We start from the raw sequence: 25798 nt of genomic DNA, 5'->3' as shown, positions 1-25798 counted from the left end.
GAGGTGATATAATGGAAAGGCTCGTTTGGAAACCTAATATGTCTTCATCTATTCCTTTGTATAAACAAATAGAATCTTATATAAAAGAGAGAATTGTTAATGGGGAATGGACAATTGGAACTAAATTACCTTCACAAAGAGCTTTGGCGCATGCGTTTGAAGTGAACCGAAGTACAATTGTAATGGCTTTTGATGAGTTAATAGCAAAAGGGTATATTGAGGGGAATGGACGGAAGGGAACAATTGTTATAAAAAATAGTGAGAATACTTCAACATATGCCCCGCCTCCAAACTGGCAGTCTTATGTAGAAACAGGACTTCATTATCCGAATCTTCCTGCTGTACAAGAGATTAATCAAGCTGAATTTACTCCCAATGTAATTCGATTAGGAACAGGTGAACTTTCACCGAGTCTCTTGCCTGAGAAAAAGATGAAGGGTATTATTAATAAAATTTTACAATCAAATGTTCCACTTGGGTATGAGGAACCGAAAGGAAATCTCCATTTAAGAGAAAAAATTGCGGAATATTTAAAAGGGCATGGGGTATATGTATCTCCTGACTCTATTTTAATTGTTTCAGGGGCAATTCAAGCATTGCAGCTTATTTCTATGGGGCTTCTTCCGAAAGGAGCGTCAATTTTATTAGAAAAACCATCATATTTATATTCGCTTAATGTATTTCAATCAGCAGGAATGCGCTTGATTGGAATACCAATGAATGAGAACGGTATAAATACTTCATACATTACAAAATATAAGAAACAATTTAACGCATCTATTTTATATACAATCCCATCTTTTCATAATCCGACCAATTTTAGTATGAACGCTAAGAAGAGGGAAGAAGTGATGGAGATATGTAATGAAATTGGATTACCTATTATTGAGGACGCGGTATATCAAGATTTATGGTTCGATGCACCAGTTTCAAAGCCTTTAAAGGCATATGATAAAAATGGTATCGTGCTACATATTGGAAGTATGTCCAAAGTCATTAGTCCTGGTTTAAGAATTGGATGGGTTGTTGGATCAGAATCAGTTATTCAAAGATTAGCAGATATAAAAATGCAAACTGATTATGGTTCAAGTTCTATATCCCAGCAGATTGCAGCGGAGTGGTTTGAAAATGGATTGTATGATGAACATTTACAGTTTGTAAGAAGTGAATTGAAAAAACGTAGAGATTTTATGATAAGTATGTTAGAAAAGTATTGTAGTGGCATTGCAACTTGGCATGAGCCAGTAGGAAGCTTTTACATTTGGCTACATATAAATCTACCAATTTCGAATCGTAGTTTATTTGAAAAAGCTTTACAAGAAAGGGTGTTGTTAAACCCAGGCACTTTGTATGATAGAAGTGCTAACCAATTTTTACGTCTTTCTTATTCCTATGCAACTGTAGAAGAAATTGAAGTTGGAATAAAAAAGATTGCGCAATTAATTAAAGGGTAAAAGGAGAAAACCATGAAACAATATGTGATTTGCCAAATTATCGATGGGGATAAATATTTAGCTGCTTATGCAGAGACAAAACAGGATGCAGTTGAAAAAGCAGAACTGTTAGGATTAAGAACCGGAAATCGTTACATAGTAATTACCGCAAAAGAAGCTGAAGGGTTAACTTATCCTTAAATAATGGGAGAGTACATAAGAAGTAAACAAGCCTAATAATGTACTATATTATTAGGCTTATTTACTATTAAAGTGTGACAGGGAAAATAATATAATTATGAGTCAAGTTGGCGGAAATACCGATTTGTTTTTCGATCCTGATTGCCGTCTCTATATTCATCAACATATTGTCTGAAGTTCCAGGATTGTAAAAACTTATTAGCTGCATTATAACCAGAGTTATAGAGCCATTCTTTCTCTTCTTTAGTTAGTTGAAAATTAGTACTGGTAATGATTCCTGTTGGAATTGTAATAGTTCTAGCCTTTGATTCTTTATCTAAATGACGTAAATCATGAGCTTGCATCATCGTTTTAAATAATCCTTTGAACATGGAAATAGGTTCGTCATAGTGGGCGGGATCAGCTTGAATCTCATCTTTTACAAAATGAAATCCAAAGGTAGGCCAGCGAGGAGAAGTCGGTGAATCGAAAATCCAAATTGGGTAATTACTTAAAATACCGCCGTCAACCATATAACAAGGTTGTTTCCATTTTGGGGTTCTCCATTTCACTGGTTCGAAGAAGAAAGGAATGGTTCCACTCATTCTTACTGCTTTAGCGATAGAGAAGCGATAATTTAAAAATCCGTAGTTTGGCAAGTCATCGGGAAAAATAACCATTTTACCATTGCTTATATCTGAAGCGATAATTTTGAGTTTATTCAAATCGGGTAAGTCTGTAAACAAATGAATTCCTTTTTTTCTAAGCAGGTCTTCTAGCCATTCTTCGAGAAATACATTTGAATAAATACCTAGAGTAGACCAAGCGCTTAATCCTTTACCAATAAAGGGGATTTTATCAAGAAAAGTTTTTTTAGTGAATTTTTCATAATCAATGTCTGTTACAATCGTCTTTAATTCGGAACAAGAATATCCTGCTGCTAGAAGAGCTGCAATAATAGCGCCGGCTGATGTTCCAGCTAAACGTTCCCATTCATATCCTTTTTCGGCTAACGCGCAAATTGCCCCTACATGAGCAATTCCGCGTACACCGCCTCCTTCAAAAACACCATCAATTTTCATTGAACATACTTCCTTTCTAAAAAATGAAAATGGAAAAAAAGCACGTATTGTACGTGCTTTTTTACAATAGTTTTTAAGTTTACTAGCAGCCTACAAAGCCGCCCCAACAGCTAGCTCCGATGATGATTAGAAGGATAAATAAAACGATTAATAAAGCGAAACCTCCATAACCACAACCGCCACCACAACTACCGCCGTAACCGTAACCACCGCCGCAACTATATCCGTAACTCATGTGGAATTCCTCCTTAAATTAAAAATAAAAATGAACGAGGGGAAAATGTACTGGAAGAAATAAAGAACTATCGTGTTTGTAGGAACAATGTATACTATGCTTTTTTAAACTTGTTCGCGTACGAGGGATAAGCCCGTTTTTTGGAGGGCTTGTTGAATTTACAATGAATGAAGTATAATCTTTGTGCTATGATACAAATAAGTATGTAAATGTAAGGAGAATTTATGGAACAGAAAATTGAAATATTAATTGATAAATATGAACTAACACATTTGAAACAGGAACTTATTAATACTGTATTTCCTTGTGTAAAAGTTGTGCCAAAACAACAGGAAATAATTGCGATAGGCAGTTCGAAAATGGGCGGAGTTCCTGATTTGCCAAATACATTTGAATATCCAACATACAAAGAGAATCCGTTACGTTTTATCGCACAATTTAATTTAAGTGATTTACAAAACGTTGGTATGGATCATAATCTTCCTAAGACAGGGATGTTATATTTCTTTAGTATTGAAAATTACTTTGAAGAAGATGTGGATCCAACCGAAGCTGGACGTATACTTTATTATGATATCCCTGTAGAGCAATTACGTAGAGCTGATGAAATACAAGCGAAATATAACCAGTGCGCAATTACTTTTGAACTGACGTATAAATTACCGGAGCTTTTCATTGAAGATGAGGCGGATTCAGATCGTTTCTTGCAATTACTTGAAGAGCTAATCCCAGACAACTATGATAATCATCAAATGTTTGGAGAACCATTCTCTGTACAAGATGAGGTATTGTACGAGACTGGACAATATATGGGGATAGATCCACAGCATATGACGCTCTTATTCCAAATTGATTCAGATACTAAAAATTGTAATATGATGTGGGGAGATTTAGGGATGCTTTATTTCTGTATTGGAAATGAAGACTTGAAAAATCGCCATTTTGAAAATACATGCTGTGTGTTGCAAACTTGCTAAAAAAAGGTTGTTCTTTTTCTAAAAGAACAACCCTTTTAAAAATGTTAAATATGCATAATCTCATATGACCTATTTTGAAAAGTATTGTATACTCTGAAACTATACGATACTTTTTTGTATAGTTATAGAATGTAAGGAGTGACAAGATGGGAAAGACAAGTAAGTATGTGACAGCTGCCGCACTTTGTTCAACTATAGTAATGGGAGGCTTACAGGCGTCAGCTGTATCTTATGCGGCTACGAATCCGACTACAGTGACAACACAATCAGATGCAAAGTTGTTAAATGATTTCAGAAAAGAATTAAAAAAACAGATTGATAATAGAGAAGAAAATATTACAATCACATATAAAACAAAAGATAGAAATGCTAGAAATATTATGGACCAATTGTATGGCGAGTTTAATAAAATTGTAGATGCTGATGAGTATGTAAAATATAATGTAGCGTCTACTAAATATTCTATAAAAGGGATGCCAGGGAATTATACATTTACATTACAAGTGAAGTATCGTGAATCAAAAGAGCAAACACAGTATGTAAAGTCTCAGGCGAAAGCAATTGTAAATTCTATCATTAAACAAGGCATGGATGAACATGAAAAAGTGAAAGCTATTCATGATTATGTTGTGAAAGAAGTATCATATGATACTTCTTATCAAGCATATACAGCGTATGAAGCGTTAGCGAATCGTTCTGCCGTTTGCCAAGGATATACATTGTTAACATATCAATTACTAAAAGAAGCAGGTATTCAAAATCATATTGTAACAGGTACAGGGAATGGACAAGCTCACGCATGGAATTTAGTGAACATTGATAACAAGTGGTACCACCTTGATACTACATTCGATGATCCAGTTCCTGATAAAGCTGGGCGCGTAACATATTCATATTTTAATATGTCTGATGAACAATTAAGCAAAGACCATGAATGGGATCGTAGTGAATATCCAGCGGCAACTACAAGCTACTTCAACGAATTAACAAGCAAAATAAAAGCCGGTAGTTCAAAAACTGCTGTATATGAACAAATGTTAAAAGAAACAAATTTAAAGTATTTATCTGCACAATACGGAGCGGAAAATTACAATGAGTTTAAGAAAAAATTACAGCAACAATTTGCTTCCAAGCCAGAAAAAGTAGAAGTACGATATAAGCAGTCAATGGATGGAACGATGCAAGATATAAAGAAAGTACTAGATGAAATAACTTGGCCAAAAGGTGCAAAGCGTGTATCTTATCAAGTTGCGCCATATAGTGCAATGGCAGGTTATTCATTAGCGACAATTACATTTACGTATTAATGAAAAAGAGCATCTTTGAACTGCACCCCAATTGTTAGACACAGTCTAACAATTGGAGGTGCAGTTTTTCTATGGCTAAATTTACAGCTGATGAAAAAATACAAATCGTTCTACGTTATTTGAACGGAAATGAAAGTTATCGAGAAATGGGTAGAGCGATCGGTATAAGTGGCACAATCATTTTGAATTGGGTAAACCAATATAAGCAGAATGGTGTGGAAGCTTTTCTAAAACGATGTACAAATTACACACAACAATTTAAACTAGACGTACTAAAACTTTATGATTGAAAACGGTATGTCCTTATTTGAGACGGCAGCTATCTTTAACATTCCTGCCCCTTCAACGATTTCTGTTTGGAAAAAACAACTCAAAACACAAGGAATTGATGCCCTTCAATCTAAAAAAAAGGGGCGTCCATCCATGAAAAAAGAGTCAAATAAACAAGTAAAACAAGCTTTAGCTGAAGGGTCAGTCGAAGCACTTGAAGCACGTATTAAACAGCTTGAAATGGAAAATGAGTACTTAAAAAAGTTGAATGCCTTAGTTCAAAACAAGGAAAAGTCACTAAACAAGACAAAGCGCAAGTAGTCTATGAATTAAGGCATAAATATTCGGTGAAGGCACTCGTGGAGTTAGCTACTATTCCACGAAGCACGTATTATGATTTAGTAAAGAAAATGAATCGCCCAGATGTAGATGCCGATTTGAAAGCTGAGATTAAAGTGATTTATGAGGAGAATGAAGGTCGTTATGGCTACCGTCGCATTCGTGATGAGTTAGCGAATCGTGGTCAGAAAGTGAATCACAACAAGGTGCAACGTATTATGAAAGAGCTTGGATTAAAGTGTGTTGTGCGTATGAAGAAATATAAATCCTATAAAGGGAAAGTCGGTAAAATTGCACCCAATATTTTAGAGCGTAATTTTTATGCAGATGCACCGAATCAAAAATGGGTAACAGACATCACAGAGTTTAAATTATTTGGAGAAAAACTGTATGTATCACCTGTATTAGACTTGTATAATGGTGAGATTATTACCTATACAATTGGTTCTAGACCGGCGTATTCACTTGTTTCAGAGATGTTAGAGAAAGCATTAGAACGTTTACCTGAAAACCACCAAACTACTGATGCATTCGGATCAAGGATGGCATTATCAAATGAGACAGTACGTCCGTACACTTGAATCAAGAGCTATCGTACAGAGTATGTCTCGAAAAGGAAACTGTTACGACAACGCAGTAATAGAGAATTTCTTTGGGATTATGAAGTCGGAGTTCCTCTATATAAAAGAATTTGAATGCATAGAGCATTTTAAAATAGAATTAGAAAAATATATAGATTATTATAATAAGAAACGGATTAAGGCAAAATTAAAAATGAGCCCGGTACAATACCGGACTCATTTGGATCAAGTAGCCTAATGAAATAACCGTGTCTAACTTTTAGGGGTCACTTCACTTTAAAAGGTGCTCTTTTTGCGTTTGATTATAATTATAGTGACTATTTAGAATTATGTGATAAAATAATTGAAAATAGAGGATGTGATAGCTGAATGAATTTGTTCGAAAATAATATATTTGCATTGATATATTTTTGTCTAGTAATCGGACTTATCGTTTTGTTTTTTGTATCATTTACTCTGTTCATTAAAAGATTATTGCAAAACAACACTATGAAAAAACAACATGTGATTAATATGAATCAGAAGTTAGATCGGATTATTGAATTGCTTGAAAAAGATAAAAAAGAATAATGGAAGATGGATAAAAAGGAGAAGCAGATGGCGAATTATATAAAGGAATTACGTGAAAAAATAGGGCATGATTATGTTATTTTGAATTTTGCAGGAGGTTGTGTATTTAATGAATTTGGTGAAGTGCTTCTGCAAAAAAGAGGAGACTTTAATGCTTGGGGATTTCCAGGCGGTGCAATGGAAATCGGGGAATCTGCGGCAGAAACTGCGATTCGAGAAATAAAAGAAGAAACAGGATATGATGTGAAAATTGATGAGCTCATTGGTGTGTATACGAAATATTTTCAAGCATATCCGAATGGAGATCAGGCACAGGCAATTGTAATATTCTTTAAGTTTTCAATCGTTGGAGGGAATACAAAAATAGACGGTGATGAAACGTTAGATTTGCAGTTTTTCCCTTTAGACAAAATGCCGCCATTGTTTAATAAACAACATGAAGATTGCTTGCAGGATTTATTAGAGAAAAGAGTAGGGGTATATCGTTAACGTATAAAAAAGAAGCTAAATGAGATTAGCTTCTTTTTTATGTTCTATTTCCACCAATCATCAAACATTGACGCTGGTACTTGTCTTTTATGTTCACTCACTTTGTAACGCTTCTCAATCTTTTCAGCAACGTCAGCTGGAACGGATTTACCTTCTAAATAGTCATCTAATTGATCGTAAGTAATGCCTAGCTCTGTTTCATCAGCTTGACCTGGTTTTTCATCTAATAAATCAGCTGTTGGCATTTTTAAGTAAAGTCGCTCGTCTGCACCTAATTCTTGTAATAAATCACGTCCTTGGCGTTTCGTTAATCCCGTTAATGGTAATAAATCTGCACCGCCATCTCCGAATTTTGTGAAGAAACCTGTTACAGCTTCAGCAGCATGATCAGTTCCGATAACGAGTAGCCCTTGTTGTCCGCCGATTGCGTATTGTGTAACCATGCGAATGCGTGCTTTTACGTTTCCTTTATTGAAATCTGTTAATGATTCGCCTAATAAGTTTTCGTATTGATTTGAGAAAGCATCAACTGTTGAAGCGATATCAAAAGCAACAGACTGATCAGCTTGAATAAATTGTAATGCTAATTGTGCATCATCTTCATCTTTTTGTACTTTGTATGGAAGACGTACGGAGATAAACGTTGCGTTACCACCTTCATTACGAACTTCTTCGACTGCAAGCTGTGCTAAACGTCCTGCCAGTGTAGAGTCTTGTCCGCCGCTAATTCCAAGTACAAATCCTTTTGCACCTGTAGTTTTTAAATAATCTTTTAAGAAATCAATTCGTTTACGAATTTCTACTTTCGGATCAATTACAGGTTGAACATGTAATGCTTTCATAATTTGTTCTTGTAATGTCATTATGTTTTCCTCCTATTCATATTAAAGCGGTAAATAAGTTTATATGTATATTGGTACATACTTCTATCCTTTATTATTTCGCAAAACTAACGAATATACAATAGGATGCGTGTATGAATGTAGTCATTATAATGAAACTGTTTTATATAAGCAATTGTTTAAAACCTTTCAATAATGTAAGGTTTTTGTCATTTGAATCGATGGAAGGTATTTCCGAACTTTACTAATATAAAAGTATAGTTAGTAGAAGGGCGGAGAAGTAGTATGAACATTAGAGAACTCGCATTTCGAAATGTAACGCGAAATAGACGAACATACTCAGCTTATTTTTTGAGTAGTGCATTTGCAATTATGGCCTTTTTCGTGTATTCATTTTTTGCGTTTCATCCGGCATTAAGTGCTGGAGAATTAGGACAGTACGTATTCGTAAGTATGTCTTTTGCGCAGTCTATTATTTACTTATTTACATTCTTCTTTATTTTATATTCAATGGGAATGTTTTTAAAAACGAGAAAGCGTGAACTAGGAATTTTAATGATGCTAGGTATGACGAAATATCAATTAAAGCGTCTTATCTTCTTTGAAAATATAATGATTGGAATAGGGGCAATAATTTTTGGGATTCTTTCAGGTATGTTGTTTTCAGGAATATTAATATTTGTAGCTCCGATGATATTAAAACTAGATATCTCTTTATCCTATTACATACCGATGAAAGCGATTGTTGTAACGAGTATTATGTTTTTCGTATTATTTATGATTATTTCATTGTTTAGTGCAGGAATGGTTCGTAAAAATAAAATTATGAAATTGTTTAGAGGATCAGCAGAGGCGAAGCCAGAACCGAAGGCATCTATAATTTCTTCTATATTAGCGGTAGTATTGCTTAGTGCTGGTTATGCAGGAGCTCTTATGTCACATGGTGCAATGGTATTTATAATGATGATTCCTGTTACAACGGTAGTCATTATTGGTACGTATTTGCTGTACAAGCAGTTGAGCGTCTTTATTATTAGACTATGTAAAAAAAGTAAACGCTTCTATTGGACACAGACAAATATTATTACTTTGTCAGATTTAGCATACCGTATGAGAGATAACGCAAGAATGTTCTTTATTGTAACGATTATTTCAACAGTAGCATTTTCAGCAATAGGTACATTGGTTGGGTTTGCTTCGATGACGAAAGAAATTATGGACAGACCAATTGCGTTTCACTATCAGTCTAAGCAAGGTAATAGCAATGAGCCACAGCATCTGAAAATCATTGACGAAGGATTAAAGAAACATAATATAGCAGCTTCAAAAATAAATATTTCATCGAAGAAAACGGAGGAGCAGTCGTTAAGAAGCGCCATTTTTATAAAAGAATCAGATTATAAAGAATATGCAAAGTTAACAGGAGAACCATTTAATACTGTATCAAATAAAGAGGCTTTATTTTTGTCAGTCGAAATACCCGGACCACCGATGAAAGAAAGAAAAGAAATTACTTTATCAAATATGAATGAACCTTTAAATGTGAAAAAAGTTAATACTTCTTCATTAAGTAAAATACTAAGAGGTAATGTGTATGTAATCTCTAAAAATCAATATGATTCATTACAAGATGGATTTAAAGAAGAAAAAGATTATATGTATAAAACACAATCCGCGAAAGATGAAATTGAGGTTGGTAAAGAGCTTACGAATCAGATTAAGCCTTATCAAGAACATTCAACGTTTAGTGCAGAAGAGTACGATCAAAATCAAAGTCTACAAATCGCAGGACCCATTTTATTTGTAGGTTTCTTTATTGGTATTGTATTTTTCGTTTGTGCAGGAAGCTTCCTTTACTTCCGTTTATTTTCAGATTTGGAGGACGATACTCGTTTATTTGAAATGATTCGAAAAGTTGGATTGACGAGAGGGGAATTATCGAAAGTAGTCACAATCCGCTTAGCGCTTTTATTCTTCGTTCCAGTTGGAGTTGCAACATTACACGGGGCAGTAGCATTAACTGCGTTAGGACAAATGTTTGAGTACTCACTGTTTAAAGAAAATACAATTGTATTAAGTATTTTCGTAGGTATTCAAGTTGTATACTTCTTAATTATACGATCGCGTTATTTAAAACAATTGAAAGAAAGATTGAATATTCGTTAAATGTGTTTTTTTAACTTTTGTACTATATTTTCTAAAAAGAGTAAGGCATTACCAAATATATAGTGATAAAATGAAAATAGCGAGGTGAAAAAAATAATAGAGAGTAAGGGGGAGTAACATGAAAGCAACAGGAATTATTCGAAAAGTAGATGAATTGGGACGGATAGTTATTCCTAAAGAATTACGGGATGTATTAGGAATACAAATCAAATCACCACTTGAAATTTTTGTAGAAGAAGACAAAGTCATTTTACAAAAATATCAGCCTTACAATGCTTGTCAAATAACAGGTGATGTTTCAGATCAAAATATTTCATTAGCAAATGGAAACATTACTGTTAGTATAGAAGGCGCAAAACATGTAATAAAAGAAATTGAGCAGTTTTTGAACAAGAGTAAGATTTAGTCTTAATTTATCCAGCTATTTGTGGGCAGTAAAACTCCCACCTCAAAACTCGGCTGAAGCAAAGAAGTTGGGTGGGAGTCGGGCTGCCCGTAAAAGCCCGATTGGTGAGGGCTAATAATCAGTGGGGGATGAACACCCCCCACTGATTATAGTTTCACTTTATATTATTCTTTTGAAAAACTGAAAAAGAAAAGGACCATAATGGGTCCTTTTCTTTTGTTTATTGAGAAATATTTGAGAGGAAGGGAAATGGAACGAATAAAACGAATGTTAAATCTAAACGCATTCAATAGTGGTCTGAAATGAAAATAATATATTTTCAGGAGGGATTACGATGAATAGTAGTACAGCGAATAAACAAAAAGGCATTAAATTAATTCCGTTTACTGTAAATAAAGTGGTTGAACAAGTAAATGAAATTCCACCAGGTGTACAATTGATTCATGCTCCGCAAGTATGGGAAAAGAGCGCGAAAGGAAAAGACATTGTCGTTGCTGTTTTAGATACAGGTTGTGAGGTAAATCATGTAGATTTAAAAGATCGTATTATTGGTGGGAGAAATTTCACAAAAGATTATGAAGGAAATCCCAATATTTATCTTGATAATAATGGGCATGGTACTCATGTAGCGGGGACAATTGCAGCGACTGAAAATGGAGTGGGTGTACTAGGAGTCGCACCACTTTCTAAAATGTTAGTTTTAAAAGTATTAGCTGGAGATGGTTCTGGAAGTTATGAGAAAATTATTGAGGCCATTCATTACGCTGTAAATTGGAGAGGACCGAATAAAGAGAAAGTGAGAATTATTTCAATGTCACTTGGTGGTCCGCAAGATGTACCAGAGTTACATGAAGCTATTCAAAATGCGGTAAAACAAGACGTACTTGTCGTGTGCGCTGCAGGAAATGATGGAGATTGTAACGATGATACTGAAGAATTAGATTTTCCAGGTGCTTATTCTGAAGTAATTGAAGTAGGTGCTGTTAATTTAGAGCGGAAAATTTCATGCTTTAGTAATTCAAATCAAGAAATTGATTTAGTAGCGCCGGGTGATGAAATACTGTCTACGTATCCAGAGGGGAAATATGCGGTATTAAGTGGTACTTCAATGGCGACGCCGCATGTCGCTGGGGCGCTAGCACTTCTCATAAAGCAGTGTGAGAGAGAGTATGGTAGAAAATTATCAGAGCCGGAAATATATGCGCAACTTATAAAAAGGACTGTACCTTTAGGGTATGAACGTACATCTGAGGGGAATGGATTAATAGATTTATTAAAAGAATAGTAATTACTAAAAAACATCTCATATTTATATGAGATGTTTTTTAGTATGGTTCTGTTGCATGTATTACGACGTCTAATAAACCGGGGAATCTAGCATTTAAGTCATCTTCACGAATTGAAATGAAACGTTGTGTGCCTTCAAGGCGTGTATACATAACACCAGATTCACGTAACACTTTGAAATGGTGAGATAAAGTTGATTTCGCAATTGGAATGTTTAACGCGCCACAAGATTGTTCATTTTTCTCTAGTAGCATAGTTACAATTTGTAAACGAATTTGATCGCTAAGTGCGTATAAGACAGAAGAGAATTGAATTTCTTCTCGTTTAGGATGATAGAGAGTACGCATTTTTTCACCTACTTGTATAAGTTAATATATTTGCACTATAACATATAAAGTGGTATATTTCTATTGTTCGAATATAATCGAACAATAGAAATATAGGGGGATAAAAAATGAAGTATACAAAATTACAAAAGGCAGGACTAAATATTTCGAAGTTGGGGTTAGGAACAAACGCTGTTGGGGGACATAATTTATATGCTGATGTGAATGAGGAAGAAGGAAAAAGATTAATAGAAGAAGCAATTCAGCAAGGGATTACATTTTTTGATACAGCAGATTCATACGGTTTCGGTAGATCAGAGGAATTGGTAGGAGAAGTATTAAAAGGAAAACGCCACGAGTTTGTACTTGCTACAAAAGGTGGAATTCAGCCTTTATTAAATGGAGAGGTTCATATTAATAATGAACGAAGCTATTTAAGAAATGCTGTGGAAAATAGCTTAAGAAGATTACAAACTGATTATATTGATTTATATTATTTACATTTTACAAATCCTGAAACAAGTTACATAGATTCAATTGGAGAACTTACTCGCCTAAAAGAAGAAGGGAAAATTCGTTCAATTGGAATATCTAATGTAAATGTAGAGCAACTAAAAGAAGCGAATCAGCACGGACATATAGATGTTGTACAATCACCGTATAATATGTTGGATCGTGCTGCTGGGGAAGAACTTTTGCCATATTGTATAGAATCAGGTATTTCATTTATTCCGTACGGGCCTCTTGCCTTTGGGATACTAGGTGGTAAATATACAGAATATTTCAAATTGGATGAAGGGGATTGGCGTCAAAGTGTAAATCTATTTGAAGAAAATAAATATAAGAGTAACTTTAAGAAAGTTGAGAAGTTAAAAGATTTATCTAAAGAAAAGAATCTCGAAGTATCGCATTTAGCTTTAGCGTGGTTATTAAACAAAAAAGGAATTGATACTGTTATTCCTGGCGGGAAGCGGGCAGAGCAAATAATAGAAAGTGTAAGAGCAGTGGATGTTTCATTGAATGAAAAAGTTATGAAAGAGATTGAATCTATTTTAGAAGATTAGTTGAAAAAAGGGATAGTTCCCTCTTTTTATATAAAAGGAGAAGGTTTAAATGAAAAGAGTGCTAGCTGTATTCTTTACGATAATGTTTATGATTGGTACAGATACTTTCTTAATTTCACCACTTTTGCCGACATTACAACAGGTGTATCATGTATCAACTGAATTATCAGGATGGATGGTGAGTTCATATGCTTTAGGATACGCTGGATTTGCGCTTATCGCTGGTCCTATATCAGATGGCTTAAACAGAAAAAAAGTGATGGTATTAGGAATGAGTTTTTTTGCATTAAGTACATTTTTGTGTGGAATGGCACCGAGTTTTTTATGGATGCTAACATTTAGATTTTTAGCAGGTGTAAGTGCAGCTTTTGTATCTCCACAAGTATGGGCATCTATTCCGCTCCTTATAGAGAAGAAGCAAATTGTAAAAGCAATTGGAATTGCAACAGCAGGGTTATCAATCTCCCAAATTTTAGGTCTGCCAATTGGAGCATATTTAGCAACGATACATTATACAACACCATTCTTCGTCATTGGTATATTATCAGCACTACTTGTCGTTCTTATTTATGTAGTATTACCAGAAATACAACCGGTTCATATAGGTGGAAGTAAAACAAACATCTTAAAGCGCTATAAACAATTACTTACAGATTCAAAGGTTTCACTTTCTTATTTTGCATATTTTGTTTTTCAAACTGGTAATTTTGCTGCATTTTCATTTTTTGGTGTATGGCTTTCCATTCAATTTGGCTTACAAGTTCATGAAATAGGAACAGCTATGCTCGTATTAGGGTTAGGAAATTTAACAGGGAATATTTTTGGCCCAAGAATCGTAAATAAAATTGGTTATAACCTTTCTTTCTATGGTGGAATTGTATTTACAGCTGTGCTATATGTATTACTTCCTCATGTAAAGAACATTATATTTGTGGAGTTATTATTCTTTGTTTTATTTTTTGTGACAGGAATTTTGTTTGTATTGATGATGGGGCGCTTACAAAATATGTCTAGTATAGCAAGAGGAACAGGAGCCGCTCTTGCTAATGCTTCTATGTATATTGGCCAAATGATTGGAGCGGCAATAGCAGGAATGTTATTTGCAGCATCTCACAATTTTATACTTGTAGGTAGTTTTACTGCGTTACTATATATAGGAGCTTTATTTTTGTTTAGAAAAAGTGAAAAGCTTAGTGAAGATAGTGAAACAGGAATTGCATCATAAAGCCTTTAAAAATAAATCGGGGAAATCCCAAAAAATAAAAAATCCCTAAAGAGATAGGGATTTATATATCGGCATATAGTTCCTTGGAAAAGGATATACTTAGTTTAACATATAGGACTACTTATATTTGTGAAATAGATGTGAAAGTAATGTGAAAAATGCCGTAATAAAAAGCACTGTTTTAGCTAAAACAGTGCTTTTCTCTTTGATTGAACAGTTGCTGCATTTTCATCATGTATGCCTGCATCATTAATAATTCGTTGTTTTGCTTTATTTAATAGATGGTTTACTGCTTCACCAAAATAGTTAGCTTCGCTTTTTGTGCGGGCTTCTCGTAAACATTTATAGTTTTCTAGCAGTTTCTCTTTTTCGGTGTTTGTTAAGAAATCTTCTATTTTCTTTTTTGTCATACGAAACACCCTTTCTTCTGACAAACGACGCAATAGAAAATATTTATTTTTTATTATAACAATAATTTTTAGAGAAAGTATAGACTAACGTCGTAATAGTTTGTCAATTTCTTGGATTTTCTCATCAGCTTTCCCAATTTGCGTATTTTTAGCCTGTTCACCACCAAGAGCTTGGTGAAGTAAAAACGTTTGACCGGAAATAGCGGTCACAATGGAGACTTTTATAATTTCTTTTATTAAGGTGACATCGAATAAAACGAGTCCAAGAAGTGCGGCGAGGCTACCTGTAAAAATATCAGTTAAAAATCCAAAATGAAAAAAAGTTTTTAAACGGCGTGGAAGCAATAACTTGCCTTGGTTATTGATCAGATGGGAAACGAAGCCAGTAATGCCACCAACGAGAACAGCGGTTAGCCATTGATACATTTCCATCGAATCCACTCCTTTTAGTGAATAAGATTCGATAATTTGATATTGATTCCTTTTAATATTTCATATAAGCATATTGAGAAAGTTTGTTTAGGTTTATTCCGTATTCAATTTAATTATAACAGAAAAATCTGATATATTTCAGTCTATTGTATGAAGCGGTTATTCCTTAATATGAATGTAGAAAGGGGTGCGTGATATGAATATAGATTATCGAATAAGAAGTGTAGATGGTTATACAAAAAATATAGGGGAATTAGTAAGCATGCTGGAACATACGAGGGCTGTAACATTACAGGGAATAAACGAGCTATCAGTTGAGCAATTAGATTTAATTATGCCGAGTGGAGGGAATTCCATCGGAGCGTTACTAAAGCATATAGCAGCTATTGAAAAAGCACATCAGCTTATTTCATTTCAAAAGCGTGACTTTACAAAAGAAGAATTAGAAATATGGGAAGATGCACTGTATTTAGGGAAAGCAGGGAAATCTATTCGTGGCTATGACATACCGTATTATGTACAACTTTTGCAAAGTGTTCGAGAAGAGTCGCTAAAGTATTTGAGTGAAGTAGATGATACATGGCTAATGTCAGAAAGAAAGTGGCCTAACGGTGTAGCGTATAATCAGCACTACCTTTGGTTTCATGTGCTAGAAGATGAAATTAGTCATCGCGGACAAATTAAAATGCTAAAAAATAAGTTATTTGAAAATTACGTTAAATGAGGTAGCTTTTTAAATCAATATTCCATATAATGAGAGTAATTAAAATAAGAACGGGGTGATGTATTATGGCGAAATTAACTTATATGAATAATAAACCAAATACAAAGGTGGACGGAAAGGGCGATACTCTATAAGTGAGCGCACGATCCTTCCACTAAGTTCAAACTAGGGAGGATATCAATTTGGATCAAAATATTTTAGAATCTTTCGGATGGGATTCTTTTTTTGAAGAACAAGCTGTAGAGAACTATGAAGTAGGGCGTATTTTACTTGAGCATAAGCATATATATCGGATTATTTGTAATGATGGTGAATATGTAGCGGAACTGTCTGGGAAGTTTCGTCATGAAGCGTTAACGAAGGGAGATTATCCGGCAGTTGGGGATTGGGTATATATAAAGAAAATAGAAAATGAGAAAAAGGCAATTATTCACCGTATTTTTCCGAGAAGAAGTTCTTTTTCAAGACAAGAAGCTGGTAACAGAACTGAAGAACAAATTATCGCAACAAATGTAGATTATCTATTTTTAGTGAATGCACTTAACCATGATTTCAACGTAAGAAGGATGGAACGTTATTTGCTGGTGGCTTATGAGAGTGGTGCAATGCCTGTTATTGTTTTAACGAAGAGTAGTTTATGTGAAGATGTGGAACAGAAAATTGCAGAAACTGAAGCGGTAGCAATCGGTGTTCCTATATTTGTTGTTGATAGCTTAGTGTACGTCGGAATAGAATTATTGCAACAATTTGTTTCACCAGGAAAAACAATTGCTTTAGTTGGATCTTCAGGTGCAGGGAAATCTACTTTATTAAATGCATTAATAGGAACAGCTGTAGCAAAAACCGGAGATATACGTGAAGAAGATAGTAAAGGAAGGCATACGACAACTCACCGTGAATTGTTCCAATTACCGAGTGGCGGTTTAGTAATTGATACGCCTGGTATGAGGGAACTTCAGCTTTGGGAAGGAAGCACGGCAATTCAAACTACATTTTCCGATATTGAAGATCTTGCAAATACTTGCCGCTTTCGAGATTGTAAACATGAAGGTGAACCAGGATGTGCAGTGCGAAATGCTATAGATAACGGAACTATACCCGTAGAGCGCTTACTAAGCTATAAAAAGCTGCAAAGAGAATTGGCATATGTTATGAGAAAACAAAACATTACTCTGGCAAGGGCGGAACGAGATAGATGGAAGAAGATTTCTAAACAACATAAAAAAATGTAAAAAACCAAAGGACTATTCCTTTGGTTTTTTGTATTTGTAAATTTTATAATAATATTATTCATATATATAGACAAAGGGGGGATATTTGTTTAAACTTTACAAGGTGTTTATCAAAAACGAATTGTAAAAATAGAGGATAGGGAATGGGATATATTCATAATTGGTTATTTATCTTTAAAACTTAATATTTAAATGTAGGAGGTTTATAATGAGTAAACTGTTAAGGTGGTTTCGAGATATAAAAGTAGCAAAAAAGCTATTAATTTCATTTTTGATAATTTTAATTGCGGCTGTCTCTATTATTGGAGGAATGTCTTATCAAACGGCTAAAAAGAATTTTGAATCACAAATTACGAGTAGTGCTCACGATAATATAAAAATATTAGATAATTTAATCAATCAAATGATTGAGGCGAAATTTAACGAAGTAAATAACTTTGCACGAGTGATTCATAGTGATATGTATCAAGGAGATAATCAAGATGAATTAAGAAAGGTATTATCTCAATATATTAATTTAAATAAAGATATTGAACAAGTATATGTTGCCGGCAATGATAAGAAGTTTGTGCAAGAACCAAATATACAAATGGCAGCAGATTATGATCCAACAACTCGTTCTTGGTATAAAGATGCAGTGAGTAAACAAGGTGGAATCGTGGTCACTGAACCGTATAAGGCGAAAGGAAATGGACATATTGTCGTAACGATCGCGAAACAAACAGAAGATAAAAATGGTGTTGTTGCGGTAGATTTAAGTTTAGAGAATTTATTGAAAACAACAAAGTTAATCAATATTGGTAAAAAAGGATATACTTTCATTTTAGATGGAAAACAAAAAATAATTGCGCATCCTCAAGAAAAACCAGGAGATAAAGCAGCTGATTCTTGGGCAAAGAGAATTTTCGAAGATAATCAAGGCACTTTTTCATACACGTATGATGGTAGTGAAAAGAAAATGGTATTTGCTACAAACTTAAAAACAGGTTGGAAAATCGGTGGAACGATGTACTCAAATGAAGTAATTGAAGCTGCTCAGCCTGTATTTTATAATATGTTAATTGTTATGCTTATTTCATTAGTTGTAGGAGGGGCACTTATTTATTTCGTAACTCTTTCTATTACAAAACCTTTAAAGAGATTAGTTGCCACTTCTAAAGAAATAAGTGAAGGAGATTTAACGCAAACAATTGAAATTAATTCAAACGATGAAATCGGTCAACTTGCAAAAGGTTTTAATGAAATGACAGATTCACTAAGAACGTTAATTGGAAGAATTAATACTTCAGCAGGGCATGTTGCAGCTGCATCTGAAGAGTTAACGGCAAGTGTGAGACAAGCGAGTGAAGCGACTGAACAAATTACATCAGCAATGGATGAAATATCAAGTGGTGCAACGACGCAAACAGCAAGCGTAGAAAATGGTGCTATGTTACTGTTTGATGTAACAGAAGGGATTCAGCATGTAGCAAATAGCTCATCATCTATTAATACTGCTTCTGCTCACACTCGCGAAAAAGCAGAAGATGGTGGAAAGCTAGTTGGAAAAACAGTAAATCAAATGCAATCTATTGCGGAATCTGTTTCACAGTCAGATGCTGTTATTCAGTTGTTGAATAACAAATCAAAGCAAATTGGTGATATTTTAGAAGTTATTCAAAATATTGCAGATCAGACAAATCTTCTAGCTTTAAATGCAGCAATTGAGGCTGCAAGAGCTGGTGAGCATGGAAGAGGCTTTGCAATTGTTGCTGATGAAGTACGAAAATTAGCAGAACAATCTAGTGTATCATCAAGTGAAATTAGTAAATTAATTTGTGAAATACAAGATGATATGAGTAAGACAGTAAAATCTATGAATAATGTAAATGAAGAAGTGCAATCTGGACTTGTTATTGCAAATGAAACAAAACAAAATTTTACTGAAATTTTACAATCTACAAATGAAATTGCTGACCAAATTAAAACGATGGTTGAAACAGCTAATGGGATGTCAAAAGGTGCAAATGAAGTATCTATTTCGGTTGGTCAAATTGCTATGACGGCACAAAATAATGCGACGAGTACACAAAGTGTTGCAGCGTCAGCTGAGGAGCAGTTAGCTTCTATGGAAGAAATTGGTTCTGCAGTCGGTACACTATCTCAAATGGCTGAAGAGTTACAAGTATTAATTGAAAGATTTAAAGTATAAAAGGGGAGGCTGTCTCAAAATAGCATTAGTGCTATTAGAGACAGTCTTTTAGCTGATAAACGGATTAGAGGTTCAATGTATTTAATGTTTGTCGAAAAATAGAGGAATTTGTTAAGCGGGTGTATAATTAATATAATATAGACTACGTTTAAAGGAGATCAGTATGGGAGTGTATTGGGGAACGAAAAGACATTCTTGGCTTAGCTATGTCTCGTTTTGGTTAAGCATTTTATTCTTTGTTGCTTTTTTAATTGAAGTGTTTGTATTTAAAACACTTTCAAATAGCTCATTACAAATCGTTAAATACTTTTATTTTATATTTGTTCCATTAAATATCATTCTTAGTTTAAGGTTATTATTTAAGAAGAATGAAAAGAAAATATTACCGATTTTTAGTTTAATTGTATCACTATTATTTGCAAGTTTAATTATAGTGTTAGCATTAGTAGCTACAGGAAAAGTCTTATGAGGAGAGTGATATAAATTACTCTTCTTTTTTGTGGTTTTTTAAGAGTTATAAGTAGTGTGTAGGAAATAAGGAAAGTGATAAGTTATCAGTAAGAGGACGTACTAGTGAATAGAGAGTGAACTGAAAATACTATATGTTTTGTATGTGTATATAAAGCAAATGAATGCAGTAAGATTCGTGATATATGGTACAATAAACATGGATAGTGATAGAGATAAAGGGTATATAAAATACTCATCGTTTTTTTAGTAAGAGAGGGGTTATCTTATGCTATACGAGGATTTGATGACATTATTCCAAGCTGTTCCGATAGAATTGGATAGAGGCGGCTGGAAATATATAATCCAGGAACAAAATGATAATTATGAAATTGTTGATGAAATGTTAAAAAAGCAAATGAATGTTGAATTGTATTTTAATGAGTATGATGAGGTGAAAATCACTTTATATAAAGATGGAAGCCCTATTACTACTATGCAAAGAATTGCTATTTCAAAAGTTGAGTTGGATGAAGAGGAAGACGGCATTCAATTCGTATTGGAACGCATGCCAAGTCGAATGATTCGTTTGCAATTAAAGCCATATCTTGCAGTAGAAATGGGGCCGTACTGGGAAGTATGTGAAGACTGTGAATGAAGATGAAAAACATCCGTATACACGGATGTTTTTTTATGTTTTTTGAAGTTGTTTAAAGGCAATAATCGGTAGTAAAATGATGCTCACCCAACCGATAATTGGGTATAGAATATGAAGTAATTCACTATATCCAATGAAACTAAAGCAATAACTAATTAGTAATATGAAGTAAATAATGTTATTACTTTTCCATCCGGTAATGGATTGCATTTGTTTTGTCATTCCGAATATATTCCCAACTAATGTTGTGAATACTTCACCAAAAATGATAAGAACAAAGAAAAAATGGAAAGTTGCATTAAACCTTCTTACAACTTCAGCCATTGGGATGTTATATTGATAAAATTGTTCAACGGATAATATTGCTAGATGGCTACATAATAAAATAAAGCAAAGCCCCGCGCCGCCTAAAATACCACCCCATAAAATAGCTTTTCGATCTTTTACTTCACTGGCCAATGGGACGAGAACACTTTGGGCGAGAGACAGATTTAATGCAACATATGTAATAGGGCTAGTAATCCATTTCATATTCCAACTTTCTGTAGGAACGGTGTCAATAATAGGAGTTGTACCATGAATAAAGGTTGTAATAGCAAGTCCGATAATGAAAATCATCATAATAGGTACGACAAGTGTATTCACTTCAAAAACACCTTGTAATCCCCGGCTCCCAATAATGAGGCAGGCGATGACTGTGATGAAAATACCAAGTTGTCTCGGGAGACGAAGTTGTTCTTCAAATACTGCCCCGGCTCCTGATAACATAACGCTAGTTACGCCAAATAATACGAGTAATAATAAAGTATTTACGACATTTCCAAATACATCCCCAAATAAATATTTATTAAATTCTTGCGCTGAAAATGCCCCGATTTGTGATGAAAGTAACATCATTTTTGTACCGAGCCAAATAAAAAAAAATCCACTTATACATATGCCAATGGTTCCGTACAATCCGTTAACTGTAAAAAATTCGACAATTTCTCGCCCAGTAGCAAATCCAGCTCCAACGACCGTTCCGATATAAGTAGCAGCGACTTTCTTTGCTACTTGCCATTGTTGATTGTCCATGTTATCCCTCTTTCTTCTATGATGAGCTTGACTTACTATTATGCATATGTGTGAGCTTGGACAATTAGACATATGAAGTAGTTGAAAGGATACATGAATTATATGATATTAGGGAAATATTAAGGTTGTTAAAACTTTGTTACATATAAGCTGTTCATTCAAAAGAATAGGGAATGTATGGTAAAATGAAGTTAGGTCATTAAAAGATAGTAACATGATAAGAGGAGTGGATTGTATGAGTACGAAAACGAATGTTGTTGAAGTATTAAACAAGCAGGTAGCAAACTGGAATGTATTATATGTCAAACTGCATAATTATCATTGGTATGTGACAGGACCGCACTTCTTTACATTACATGAGAAATTTGAAGAGTTTTATAATGAAGCAGGAACATACATTGATGAGTTAGCAGAGCGTATTTTAGCGTTAGAAGGAAAACCGTTAGCGACAATGAAAGAGTATTTAGCAACTTCAACTGTAATCGAAGGGACAAGCAAAGAGTCTGCAGAAGAAATGGTGCAAATTTTAGTAAACGATTTTTCTGCACTTATTCAAGAATTAAAAGAAGGTATGGAAGTAGCTGATGAAGCTGATGATGAAACATCGGCTGATATGCTATTAGCAATTCATACGACATTAGAACAACATGTATGGATGTTAAGTGCATTCTTAAAATAAACATAAATGGATTAAAGAAAAACTCTATTGAAAAATTCTTTCAATAGAGTTTTTTATAATTTTTCAGTTTTCTTTTATGCTATAATATAGTAAAAAGGAGGCGATACAATGTTTCGCTTTTTCAGAACTGGAAAAGAAGATAGGGAAATTACGAAAGATGAATTAGAACAAGCGATGGCGAAGTTTCTAGAAACGAATGCTAATATCGTTTATACAGTTTTAGTAAATGATGATTACACAGTAAATTATGATTTGTTAAAGCCCTATTTACCTGCATTTCCAACAAATTTTTTTCTGATAACGAAGGAAACGCTTGAAGTATTTGAACATACAGAAGAAAATTTAAACCTAGTTAAAGAAATTGATATCGTACAAAAGGCCGTAGATCAATATGTAACAGAAAAAGAAATGTTCCCAATTGTTGAAGATAGCGAAGATCGCCTCATATGCGGAGTGAAGCTAGGACCATATTTAAATCGTATATTAAAAAGAAACTTATATATTTCAGAAAAGCATTATTTAGTTTCAAGTAAACCAGATAAGAAAAAAAGAATAGTGGGCAGATGTTATGAGAACAACAATAATATTATTGTTGTCTTTTTTTATTAAAATATTGATTTTTCAGTTTATTCAGCTTTATACTACAACTAGTGGATAGGAAGGAGTGGTGTATTATGCGTATACATACATTAACTATTAAATATCATTCTGAGAATCAGGTATTGTTAAGTTAAATTGTAGAATTTAACTATTTATACCGTGACCCTAGAATGATAGGAAGATTGGAGAAGCAATTATTATAAAAGGTTACGGGGGAATTCCTATATGGAAAATAATATGACTTATATTAAGTTATTAAATGAAACGTTACATTGTTATGCAAATAAAGGAAGTTTTGAAGCGTATTCTTATATAATGAATAATGCTAAAGATGTAATGGGTAATGAAGCGCAAATATATAATTTTAAATATGCATTAGCAAGTGCAGCAGGACTTGAAGAAGAAGCGTTGAATTTAATGAAGAAAGCAATTATAGAAAATGGATTTTGGTACGGAAGTGAGTATTTAATTTCCGATGATGATTTAAAACCACTACATAAATTTGAAGAGTTTCATAGAATGGTTCAATTATGTAAAGAAAGAGAAGAATTAGCAAAGAAATCGGAACAAGCAGACGTGAAATATAAATACAGCAAACAAACTGAAAATCTACTAATAACACTGCATGGGGATCAAGAAAATATACAAATAATAGAACCATATTGGAACTCTGTAATGGAACAAGGTTTTATGCTAGCATTGCCTCAATCTTCCCAAATTCAATTTTCAGATGGATATGTTTGGGATAATATCGAAAGAGGAAGAGAAGAGTTAAAAGGACATTACAATAAGATTAAAGTGAATAAACCATTTGAGAATATTATTATTGGTGGCTTTTCTGCTGGGGCAAGAGTAGCGTTACATTTCATGTTACAAGGTGAAATAGAAGTGAACGGTTTTATTTTTGTGGCACCGTGGCTCCCGGAAATGGAAGAATGGGAAGAAATGATTGGAATATTGCATGATAAAAGCATAAAAGGATATATAATATGTGGGGATCAAGATGAAGATTGTTTTGAAGGTACACAGCAATTTGTAAAGTTATTAAAGGATAAAAATATAGAACATAAGTATAAAGTTGTGCCTAACTTAAATCATGATTACCCTCATAATTTTGATGAGTTATTAAAAGAAGCTATTGAATATATAGGAAGCAAAAACAATTGATTGGTAGTAAGAAAAGGAGATGCATCATATGTGATGCATCTCTTTTTCGTTATTATAAATTAAAAGCATCTGCCAATAGGCGATAAGAGTTTAATTTATGTTCAAATTGATGAGTAATCGTGACAATCATAAATTCGTCAGTATTATACGCTTTGCTTAAGTTTAATATTTTTTCTTTCACAGAAGACGGATCACCGACAATCATACGTTGACGATTTTCTTTTATGCGGAATAGATCATAAGCACTATACGAATAATTTTGAGCAGTTTCAATAGAAGGAGTACCAGTAGTCCGTTTTCCTTGTTCTAATAGTAAAATCGATAAATCAAGGCTTGATGCAATCTTCTCCGCTTCTTCATTTGTTTCTCCGCAAATAACAAAAATAGATACGATTGATTTTGGTTTATCACCTAAATAGGAAGGTTGGAATTGTTCTTGGTAAGCCTTCATTACTTCAGGGCCACCGTATCCGTTAATGAACTGTGCAAATGCAAAAGAAGCGCCTTGCTTTGCGGCAATCATTGCACTTTCTCCGCTAGATCCGAGCATCCACATTTCAGGAGATGTTGGGATAACTGGAGTAGCCTTTAAGTTTGCATAATGATGGTTTTCTGGTACTTGATCATGTAAGTACATAGCAACATCTGCAATTTGTTCTGGATATTGATCAAGTGAGACCATTTTACCTTCTTGAAGTGCGCGAGTTGCTATCGGCATACCACCAGGCGCTCTCCCGACACCAAGGTCGATGCGGCCCTTATAAAGTGCTTCTAAAACGCGGAAATTCTCGGCAACTTTATATGGACTATAATGTGGCAGCATAACACCACCAGAACCAACTCTAATACAGTCAGTTTTCGCGGCAATATGTGAAATGAGTATTTCTGGACTTGAACCAGCTAAGCTAACTGAATTATGGTGCTCGGATACCCAAAAACGTGTGAATCCGAGTTTCTCAACTTCTTGTGCAAGCGTAACTGTATGCGAAATAGCTTGGGCTGCTGTGCTACCATCTGAAATAGGTGATTGGTCTAATACACTTAATTTGATCATAGAATATACCTCTCAATCTTAATGTACATCCTATTATATATTTACTTACGAAAAATGCGTAATGAAATGCTCAAAAGGAAAAGTGAATAATTTTTTATCCGCTTTTAATGAGAAAACCCTCGTTCATAATGATTCATTTCGACTAAGTTTAATATATATTCGTAGTTATCAATTTCTAAATGTATTTGCTTGCGTTCTTCTTCAGTTAGTTTAACGCTAGTGAGTTTTTTACATAACTGCTGTTTCTTTAATTCTAAATGTTTTTTTGTAGCCTGATAATCGTAAGTACGTTTCATGCGTATCCACCCTTTCCATACAGTTACTATCTGTATGTTTATCATATGAAGCATG

Annotated in this window: 28 protein-coding genes and 1 pseudogene; 20 read left to right on the top strand and 9 right to left on the bottom strand. The window is 34.0% G+C overall.

Features of this window, described 5'->3' with window-relative positions; translation table 11 throughout:
- Positions 1–11: 11 nt before the first annotated feature.
- Complete coding sequence (locus JFU18_RS05790) at positions 12–1454, top strand: aminotransferase-like domain-containing protein (RefSeq protein WP_201033653.1); 1443 nt, start codon at positions 12–14, stop codon at positions 1452–1454.
- Between the two features lie 12 nt (positions 1455–1466).
- Positions 1467–1634, top strand: a complete 168-nt coding sequence (locus JFU18_RS05785; RefSeq protein ID WP_201033654.1) for a DUF3933 family protein — start codon at positions 1467–1469, stop codon at positions 1632–1634.
- A gap of 95 nt (positions 1635–1729) precedes the next feature.
- Here JFU18_RS05785 and JFU18_RS05780 read toward each other — a convergent pair whose 3' ends face one another.
- A complete protein-coding gene (locus tag JFU18_RS05780) occupies positions 1730–2695 on the bottom strand; it encodes a patatin-like phospholipase family protein (protein WP_002141372.1) in 966 nt (321 codons plus the stop codon).
- An 82-nt stretch (positions 2696–2777) separates the two neighbouring features.
- Positions 2778–2930, bottom strand: coding sequence for a YjcZ family sporulation protein (locus JFU18_RS05775; RefSeq protein WP_201033655.1), 153 nt, complete (start codon positions 2928–2930; stop codon positions 2778–2780).
- Positions 2931–3154: 224 nt separating this feature from the next.
- Between JFU18_RS05775 and JFU18_RS05770 the strand changes: the two genes are divergently transcribed.
- From JFU18_RS05770 to JFU18_RS05750, 5 genes and pseudogenes are all read left to right on the top strand, one after another.
- Entirely contained in the window at positions 3155–3907 is a 753-nt protein-coding gene (locus tag JFU18_RS05770) for a YwqG family protein (RefSeq protein ID WP_201033656.1), read from the top strand.
- Positions 3908–4053: 146 nt separating this feature from the next.
- On the top strand, positions 4054–5214 hold the full coding sequence (locus tag JFU18_RS05765; RefSeq protein ID WP_085310557.1) for a transglutaminase domain-containing protein: 1161 nt from the start codon (positions 4054–4056) through the stop codon (positions 5212–5214).
- A 71-nt stretch (positions 5215–5285) separates the two neighbouring features.
- Positions 5286–6642: pseudogene (locus JFU18_RS05760) on the top strand (IS3 family transposase).
- Between the two features lie 131 nt (positions 6643–6773).
- Positions 6774–6974 carry a DUF4083 domain-containing protein gene (locus JFU18_RS05755; RefSeq protein WP_002141377.1) on the top strand — a complete coding sequence of 67 codons (201 nt, stop codon included), beginning with the start codon at positions 6774–6776 and terminating at the stop codon, positions 6972–6974.
- A gap of 27 nt (positions 6975–7001) precedes the next feature.
- Positions 7002–7463 (top strand): NUDIX hydrolase, encoded by a 462-nt coding sequence (locus JFU18_RS05750; protein ID WP_002141378.1) that lies wholly within the window; start codon positions 7002–7004, stop codon positions 7461–7463.
- A 44-nt stretch (positions 7464–7507) separates the two neighbouring features.
- Here the strand turns inward: JFU18_RS05750 and nadE are convergent, their stop codons facing one another.
- On the bottom strand, positions 7508–8326 hold the full coding sequence (gene nadE, locus JFU18_RS05745; RefSeq protein WP_002064947.1) for an ammonia-dependent NAD(+) synthetase: 819 nt from the start codon (positions 8324–8326) through the stop codon (positions 7508–7510).
- Positions 8327–8590: 264 nt separating this feature from the next.
- Between nadE and JFU18_RS05740 the strand changes: the two genes are divergently transcribed.
- The 3 genes from JFU18_RS05740 to JFU18_RS05730 all read left to right on the top strand — a co-directional run bounded on the left by JFU18_RS05740 (position 8591) and on the right by JFU18_RS05730 (position 12162).
- Positions 8591–10471: an FtsX-like permease family protein gene (locus tag JFU18_RS05740; protein ID WP_085310561.1), complete on the top strand. Its 1881-nt coding sequence runs from the start codon at positions 8591–8593 to the stop codon at positions 10469–10471.
- A gap of 118 nt (positions 10472–10589) precedes the next feature.
- Positions 10590–10877, top strand: a complete 288-nt coding sequence (locus JFU18_RS05735) for an AbrB/MazE/SpoVT family DNA-binding domain-containing protein (RefSeq protein ID WP_002012401.1) — start codon at positions 10590–10592, stop codon at positions 10875–10877.
- 334 nt (positions 10878–11211) lie between these two features.
- The gene (locus JFU18_RS05730; RefSeq protein WP_201033658.1) at positions 11212–12162 is read left to right on the top strand and encodes a serine protease; all 951 of its coding nucleotides are present in this window, start codon (positions 11212–11214) and stop codon (positions 12160–12162) included.
- A gap of 40 nt (positions 12163–12202) precedes the next feature.
- On the opposite strand, the gene JFU18_RS05725 is transcribed toward JFU18_RS05730, so the two are convergent.
- Positions 12203–12511: an ArsR/SmtB family transcription factor gene (locus tag JFU18_RS05725; RefSeq protein ID WP_137058543.1), complete on the bottom strand. Its 309-nt coding sequence runs from the start codon at positions 12509–12511 to the stop codon at positions 12203–12205.
- Between the two features lie 107 nt (positions 12512–12618).
- On the opposite strand from JFU18_RS05725, the gene JFU18_RS05720 reads away from it, so the two are divergent.
- Together JFU18_RS05720 and JFU18_RS05715 are read left to right on the top strand one after the other, a co-directional pair.
- A complete protein-coding gene (locus JFU18_RS05720; protein ID WP_201033021.1) occupies positions 12619–13554 on the top strand; it encodes an aldo/keto reductase in 936 nt (311 codons plus the stop codon).
- Between the two features lie 49 nt (positions 13555–13603).
- The gene (locus JFU18_RS05715) at positions 13604–14779 is read left to right on the top strand and encodes an MFS transporter (protein ID WP_113938265.1); all 1176 of its coding nucleotides are present in this window, start codon (positions 13604–13606) and stop codon (positions 14777–14779) included.
- A 185-nt stretch (positions 14780–14964) separates the two neighbouring features.
- On the opposite strand, the gene JFU18_RS05710 is transcribed toward JFU18_RS05715, so the two are convergent.
- Both JFU18_RS05710 and JFU18_RS05705 read right to left on the bottom strand, forming a co-directional pair.
- On the bottom strand, positions 14965–15189 hold the full coding sequence (locus JFU18_RS05710) for a hypothetical protein (RefSeq protein ID WP_002064959.1): 225 nt from the start codon (positions 15187–15189) through the stop codon (positions 14965–14967).
- Between the two features lie 84 nt (positions 15190–15273).
- On the bottom strand, positions 15274–15621 hold the full coding sequence (locus tag JFU18_RS05705) for a DUF4257 domain-containing protein (RefSeq protein ID WP_000426320.1): 348 nt from the start codon (positions 15619–15621) through the stop codon (positions 15274–15276).
- 196 nt (positions 15622–15817) lie between these two features.
- On the opposite strand from JFU18_RS05705, the gene JFU18_RS05700 reads away from it, so the two are divergent.
- The 5 genes from JFU18_RS05700 (at position 15818) to JFU18_RS05680 (ending at position 20873) form a co-directional block, all read left to right on the top strand.
- A complete protein-coding gene (locus JFU18_RS05700) occupies positions 15818–16345 on the top strand; it encodes a DinB family protein (protein ID WP_201033659.1) in 528 nt (175 codons plus the stop codon).
- 182 nt (positions 16346–16527) lie between these two features.
- On the top strand, positions 16528–17577 hold the full coding sequence (rsgA, locus tag JFU18_RS05695; RefSeq protein WP_016102176.1) for a ribosome small subunit-dependent GTPase A: 1050 nt from the start codon (positions 16528–16530) through the stop codon (positions 17575–17577).
- A 208-nt stretch (positions 17578–17785) separates the two neighbouring features.
- Positions 17786–19768, top strand: a complete 1983-nt coding sequence (locus tag JFU18_RS05690) for a methyl-accepting chemotaxis protein (RefSeq protein ID WP_201050286.1) — start codon at positions 17786–17788, stop codon at positions 19766–19768.
- Positions 19769–19931: 163 nt separating this feature from the next.
- Positions 19932–20237, top strand: a complete 306-nt coding sequence (locus tag JFU18_RS05685; protein WP_016102175.1) for a hypothetical protein — start codon at positions 19932–19934, stop codon at positions 20235–20237.
- 267 nt (positions 20238–20504) lie between these two features.
- Entirely contained in the window at positions 20505–20873 is a 369-nt protein-coding gene (locus JFU18_RS05680; RefSeq protein WP_201033661.1) for a DUF3979 family protein, read from the top strand.
- Between the two features lie 33 nt (positions 20874–20906).
- Here JFU18_RS05680 and JFU18_RS05675 read toward each other — a convergent pair whose 3' ends face one another.
- Complete coding sequence (locus JFU18_RS05675) at positions 20907–21947, bottom strand: YkvI family membrane protein (RefSeq protein WP_002031445.1); 1041 nt, start codon at positions 21945–21947, stop codon at positions 20907–20909.
- A gap of 235 nt (positions 21948–22182) precedes the next feature.
- Between JFU18_RS05675 and JFU18_RS05670 the strand changes: the two genes are divergently transcribed.
- The 3 genes from JFU18_RS05670 to JFU18_RS05660 all read left to right on the top strand — a co-directional run bounded on the left by JFU18_RS05670 (position 22183) and on the right by JFU18_RS05660 (position 24393).
- A complete protein-coding gene (locus JFU18_RS05670) occupies positions 22183–22626 on the top strand; it encodes a Dps family protein (RefSeq protein ID WP_002012416.1) in 444 nt (147 codons plus the stop codon).
- Positions 22627–22734: 108 nt separating this feature from the next.
- Complete coding sequence (locus JFU18_RS05665; protein ID WP_151304634.1) at positions 22735–23235, top strand: DUF3939 domain-containing protein; 501 nt, start codon at positions 22735–22737, stop codon at positions 23233–23235.
- Between the two features lie 216 nt (positions 23236–23451).
- Positions 23452–24393: an alpha/beta hydrolase gene (locus JFU18_RS05660; protein ID WP_201033662.1), complete on the top strand. Its 942-nt coding sequence runs from the start codon at positions 23452–23454 to the stop codon at positions 24391–24393.
- A 52-nt stretch (positions 24394–24445) separates the two neighbouring features.
- Here JFU18_RS05660 and JFU18_RS05655 read toward each other — a convergent pair whose 3' ends face one another.
- On the bottom strand, positions 24446–25447 hold the full coding sequence (locus JFU18_RS05655) for an LLM class flavin-dependent oxidoreductase (protein ID WP_201033663.1): 1002 nt from the start codon (positions 25445–25447) through the stop codon (positions 24446–24448).
- A 104-nt stretch (positions 25448–25551) separates the two neighbouring features.
- Entirely contained in the window at positions 25552–25743 is a 192-nt protein-coding gene (locus JFU18_RS05650) for a DUF3896 family protein (RefSeq protein ID WP_002012420.1), read from the bottom strand.
- Between the last annotated feature and the right edge of the window lie 55 nt (positions 25744–25798).

The sequence above is a fragment of the Bacillus sp. TH22 genome, assembly GCF_016651015.1.
Taxonomy (GTDB): Bacteria; Bacillota; Bacilli; order Bacillales; family Bacillaceae_G; genus Bacillus_A; species Bacillus_A mycoides.
The sequence above is the reverse complement of the archived record's forward strand: the minus strand, read 5'-3'. Positions and strand labels throughout refer to the sequence as shown.

What these genes read in the sequence shown, in the direction of transcription:
- JFU18_RS05790 (WP_201033653.1), top strand. Translation starts at nt 12, where the DNA reads ATGGAAAGGCTCGTTTGGAAACCTAATATGTCTTCATCTATTCCTTTG.
- JFU18_RS05785 (WP_201033654.1), top strand. Translation starts at nt 1,467, where the DNA reads ATGAAACAATATGTGATTTGCCAAATTATCGATGGGGATAAATATTTA.
- JFU18_RS05780 (WP_002141372.1), bottom strand. Translation starts at nt 2,695, where the DNA reads ATGAAAATTGATGGTGTTTTTGAAGGAGGCGGTGTACGCGGAATTGCT.
- JFU18_RS05775 (WP_201033655.1), bottom strand. Translation starts at nt 2,930, where the DNA reads ATGAGTTACGGATATAGTTGCGGCGGTGGTTACGGTTACGGCGGTAGT.
- JFU18_RS05770 (WP_201033656.1), top strand. Translation starts at nt 3,155, where the DNA reads ATGGAACAGAAAATTGAAATATTAATTGATAAATATGAACTAACACAT.
- JFU18_RS05765 (WP_085310557.1), top strand. Translation starts at nt 4,054, where the DNA reads ATGGGAAAGACAAGTAAGTATGTGACAGCTGCCGCACTTTGTTCAACT.
- JFU18_RS05755 (WP_002141377.1), top strand. Translation starts at nt 6,774, where the DNA reads ATGAATTTGTTCGAAAATAATATATTTGCATTGATATATTTTTGTCTA.
- JFU18_RS05750 (WP_002141378.1), top strand. Translation starts at nt 7,002, where the DNA reads ATGGCGAATTATATAAAGGAATTACGTGAAAAAATAGGGCATGATTAT.
- nadE (WP_002064947.1), bottom strand. Translation starts at nt 8,326, where the DNA reads ATGACATTACAAGAACAAATTATGAAAGCATTACATGTTCAACCTGTA.
- JFU18_RS05740 (WP_085310561.1), top strand. Translation starts at nt 8,591, where the DNA reads ATGAACATTAGAGAACTCGCATTTCGAAATGTAACGCGAAATAGACGA.
- JFU18_RS05735 (WP_002012401.1), top strand. Translation starts at nt 10,590, where the DNA reads ATGAAAGCAACAGGAATTATTCGAAAAGTAGATGAATTGGGACGGATA.
- JFU18_RS05730 (WP_201033658.1), top strand. Translation starts at nt 11,212, where the DNA reads ATGAATAGTAGTACAGCGAATAAACAAAAAGGCATTAAATTAATTCCG.
- JFU18_RS05725 (WP_137058543.1), bottom strand. Translation starts at nt 12,511, where the DNA reads ATGCGTACTCTCTATCATCCTAAACGAGAAGAAATTCAATTCTCTTCT.
- JFU18_RS05720 (WP_201033021.1), top strand. Translation starts at nt 12,619, where the DNA reads ATGAAGTATACAAAATTACAAAAGGCAGGACTAAATATTTCGAAGTTG.
- JFU18_RS05715 (WP_113938265.1), top strand. Translation starts at nt 13,604, where the DNA reads ATGAAAAGAGTGCTAGCTGTATTCTTTACGATAATGTTTATGATTGGT.
- JFU18_RS05710 (WP_002064959.1), bottom strand. Translation starts at nt 15,189, where the DNA reads ATGACAAAAAAGAAAATAGAAGATTTCTTAACAAACACCGAAAAAGAG.
- JFU18_RS05705 (WP_000426320.1), bottom strand. Translation starts at nt 15,621, where the DNA reads ATGGAAATGTATCAATGGCTAACCGCTGTTCTCGTTGGTGGCATTACT.
- JFU18_RS05700 (WP_201033659.1), top strand. Translation starts at nt 15,818, where the DNA reads ATGAATATAGATTATCGAATAAGAAGTGTAGATGGTTATACAAAAAAT.
- JFU18_RS05690 (WP_201050286.1), top strand. Translation starts at nt 17,786, where the DNA reads ATGAGTAAACTGTTAAGGTGGTTTCGAGATATAAAAGTAGCAAAAAAG.
- JFU18_RS05685 (WP_016102175.1), top strand. Translation starts at nt 19,932, where the DNA reads ATGGGAGTGTATTGGGGAACGAAAAGACATTCTTGGCTTAGCTATGTC.
- JFU18_RS05680 (WP_201033661.1), top strand. Translation starts at nt 20,505, where the DNA reads ATGCTATACGAGGATTTGATGACATTATTCCAAGCTGTTCCGATAGAA.
- JFU18_RS05675 (WP_002031445.1), bottom strand. Translation starts at nt 21,947, where the DNA reads ATGGACAATCAACAATGGCAAGTAGCAAAGAAAGTCGCTGCTACTTAT.
- JFU18_RS05670 (WP_002012416.1), top strand. Translation starts at nt 22,183, where the DNA reads ATGAGTACGAAAACGAATGTTGTTGAAGTATTAAACAAGCAGGTAGCA.
- JFU18_RS05665 (WP_151304634.1), top strand. Translation starts at nt 22,735, where the DNA reads ATGTTTCGCTTTTTCAGAACTGGAAAAGAAGATAGGGAAATTACGAAA.
- JFU18_RS05660 (WP_201033662.1), top strand. Translation starts at nt 23,452, where the DNA reads ATGGAAAATAATATGACTTATATTAAGTTATTAAATGAAACGTTACAT.
- JFU18_RS05655 (WP_201033663.1), bottom strand. Translation starts at nt 25,447, where the DNA reads ATGATCAAATTAAGTGTATTAGACCAATCACCTATTTCAGATGGTAGC.
- JFU18_RS05650 (WP_002012420.1), bottom strand. Translation starts at nt 25,743, where the DNA reads ATGAAACGTACTTACGATTATCAGGCTACAAAAAAACATTTAGAATTA.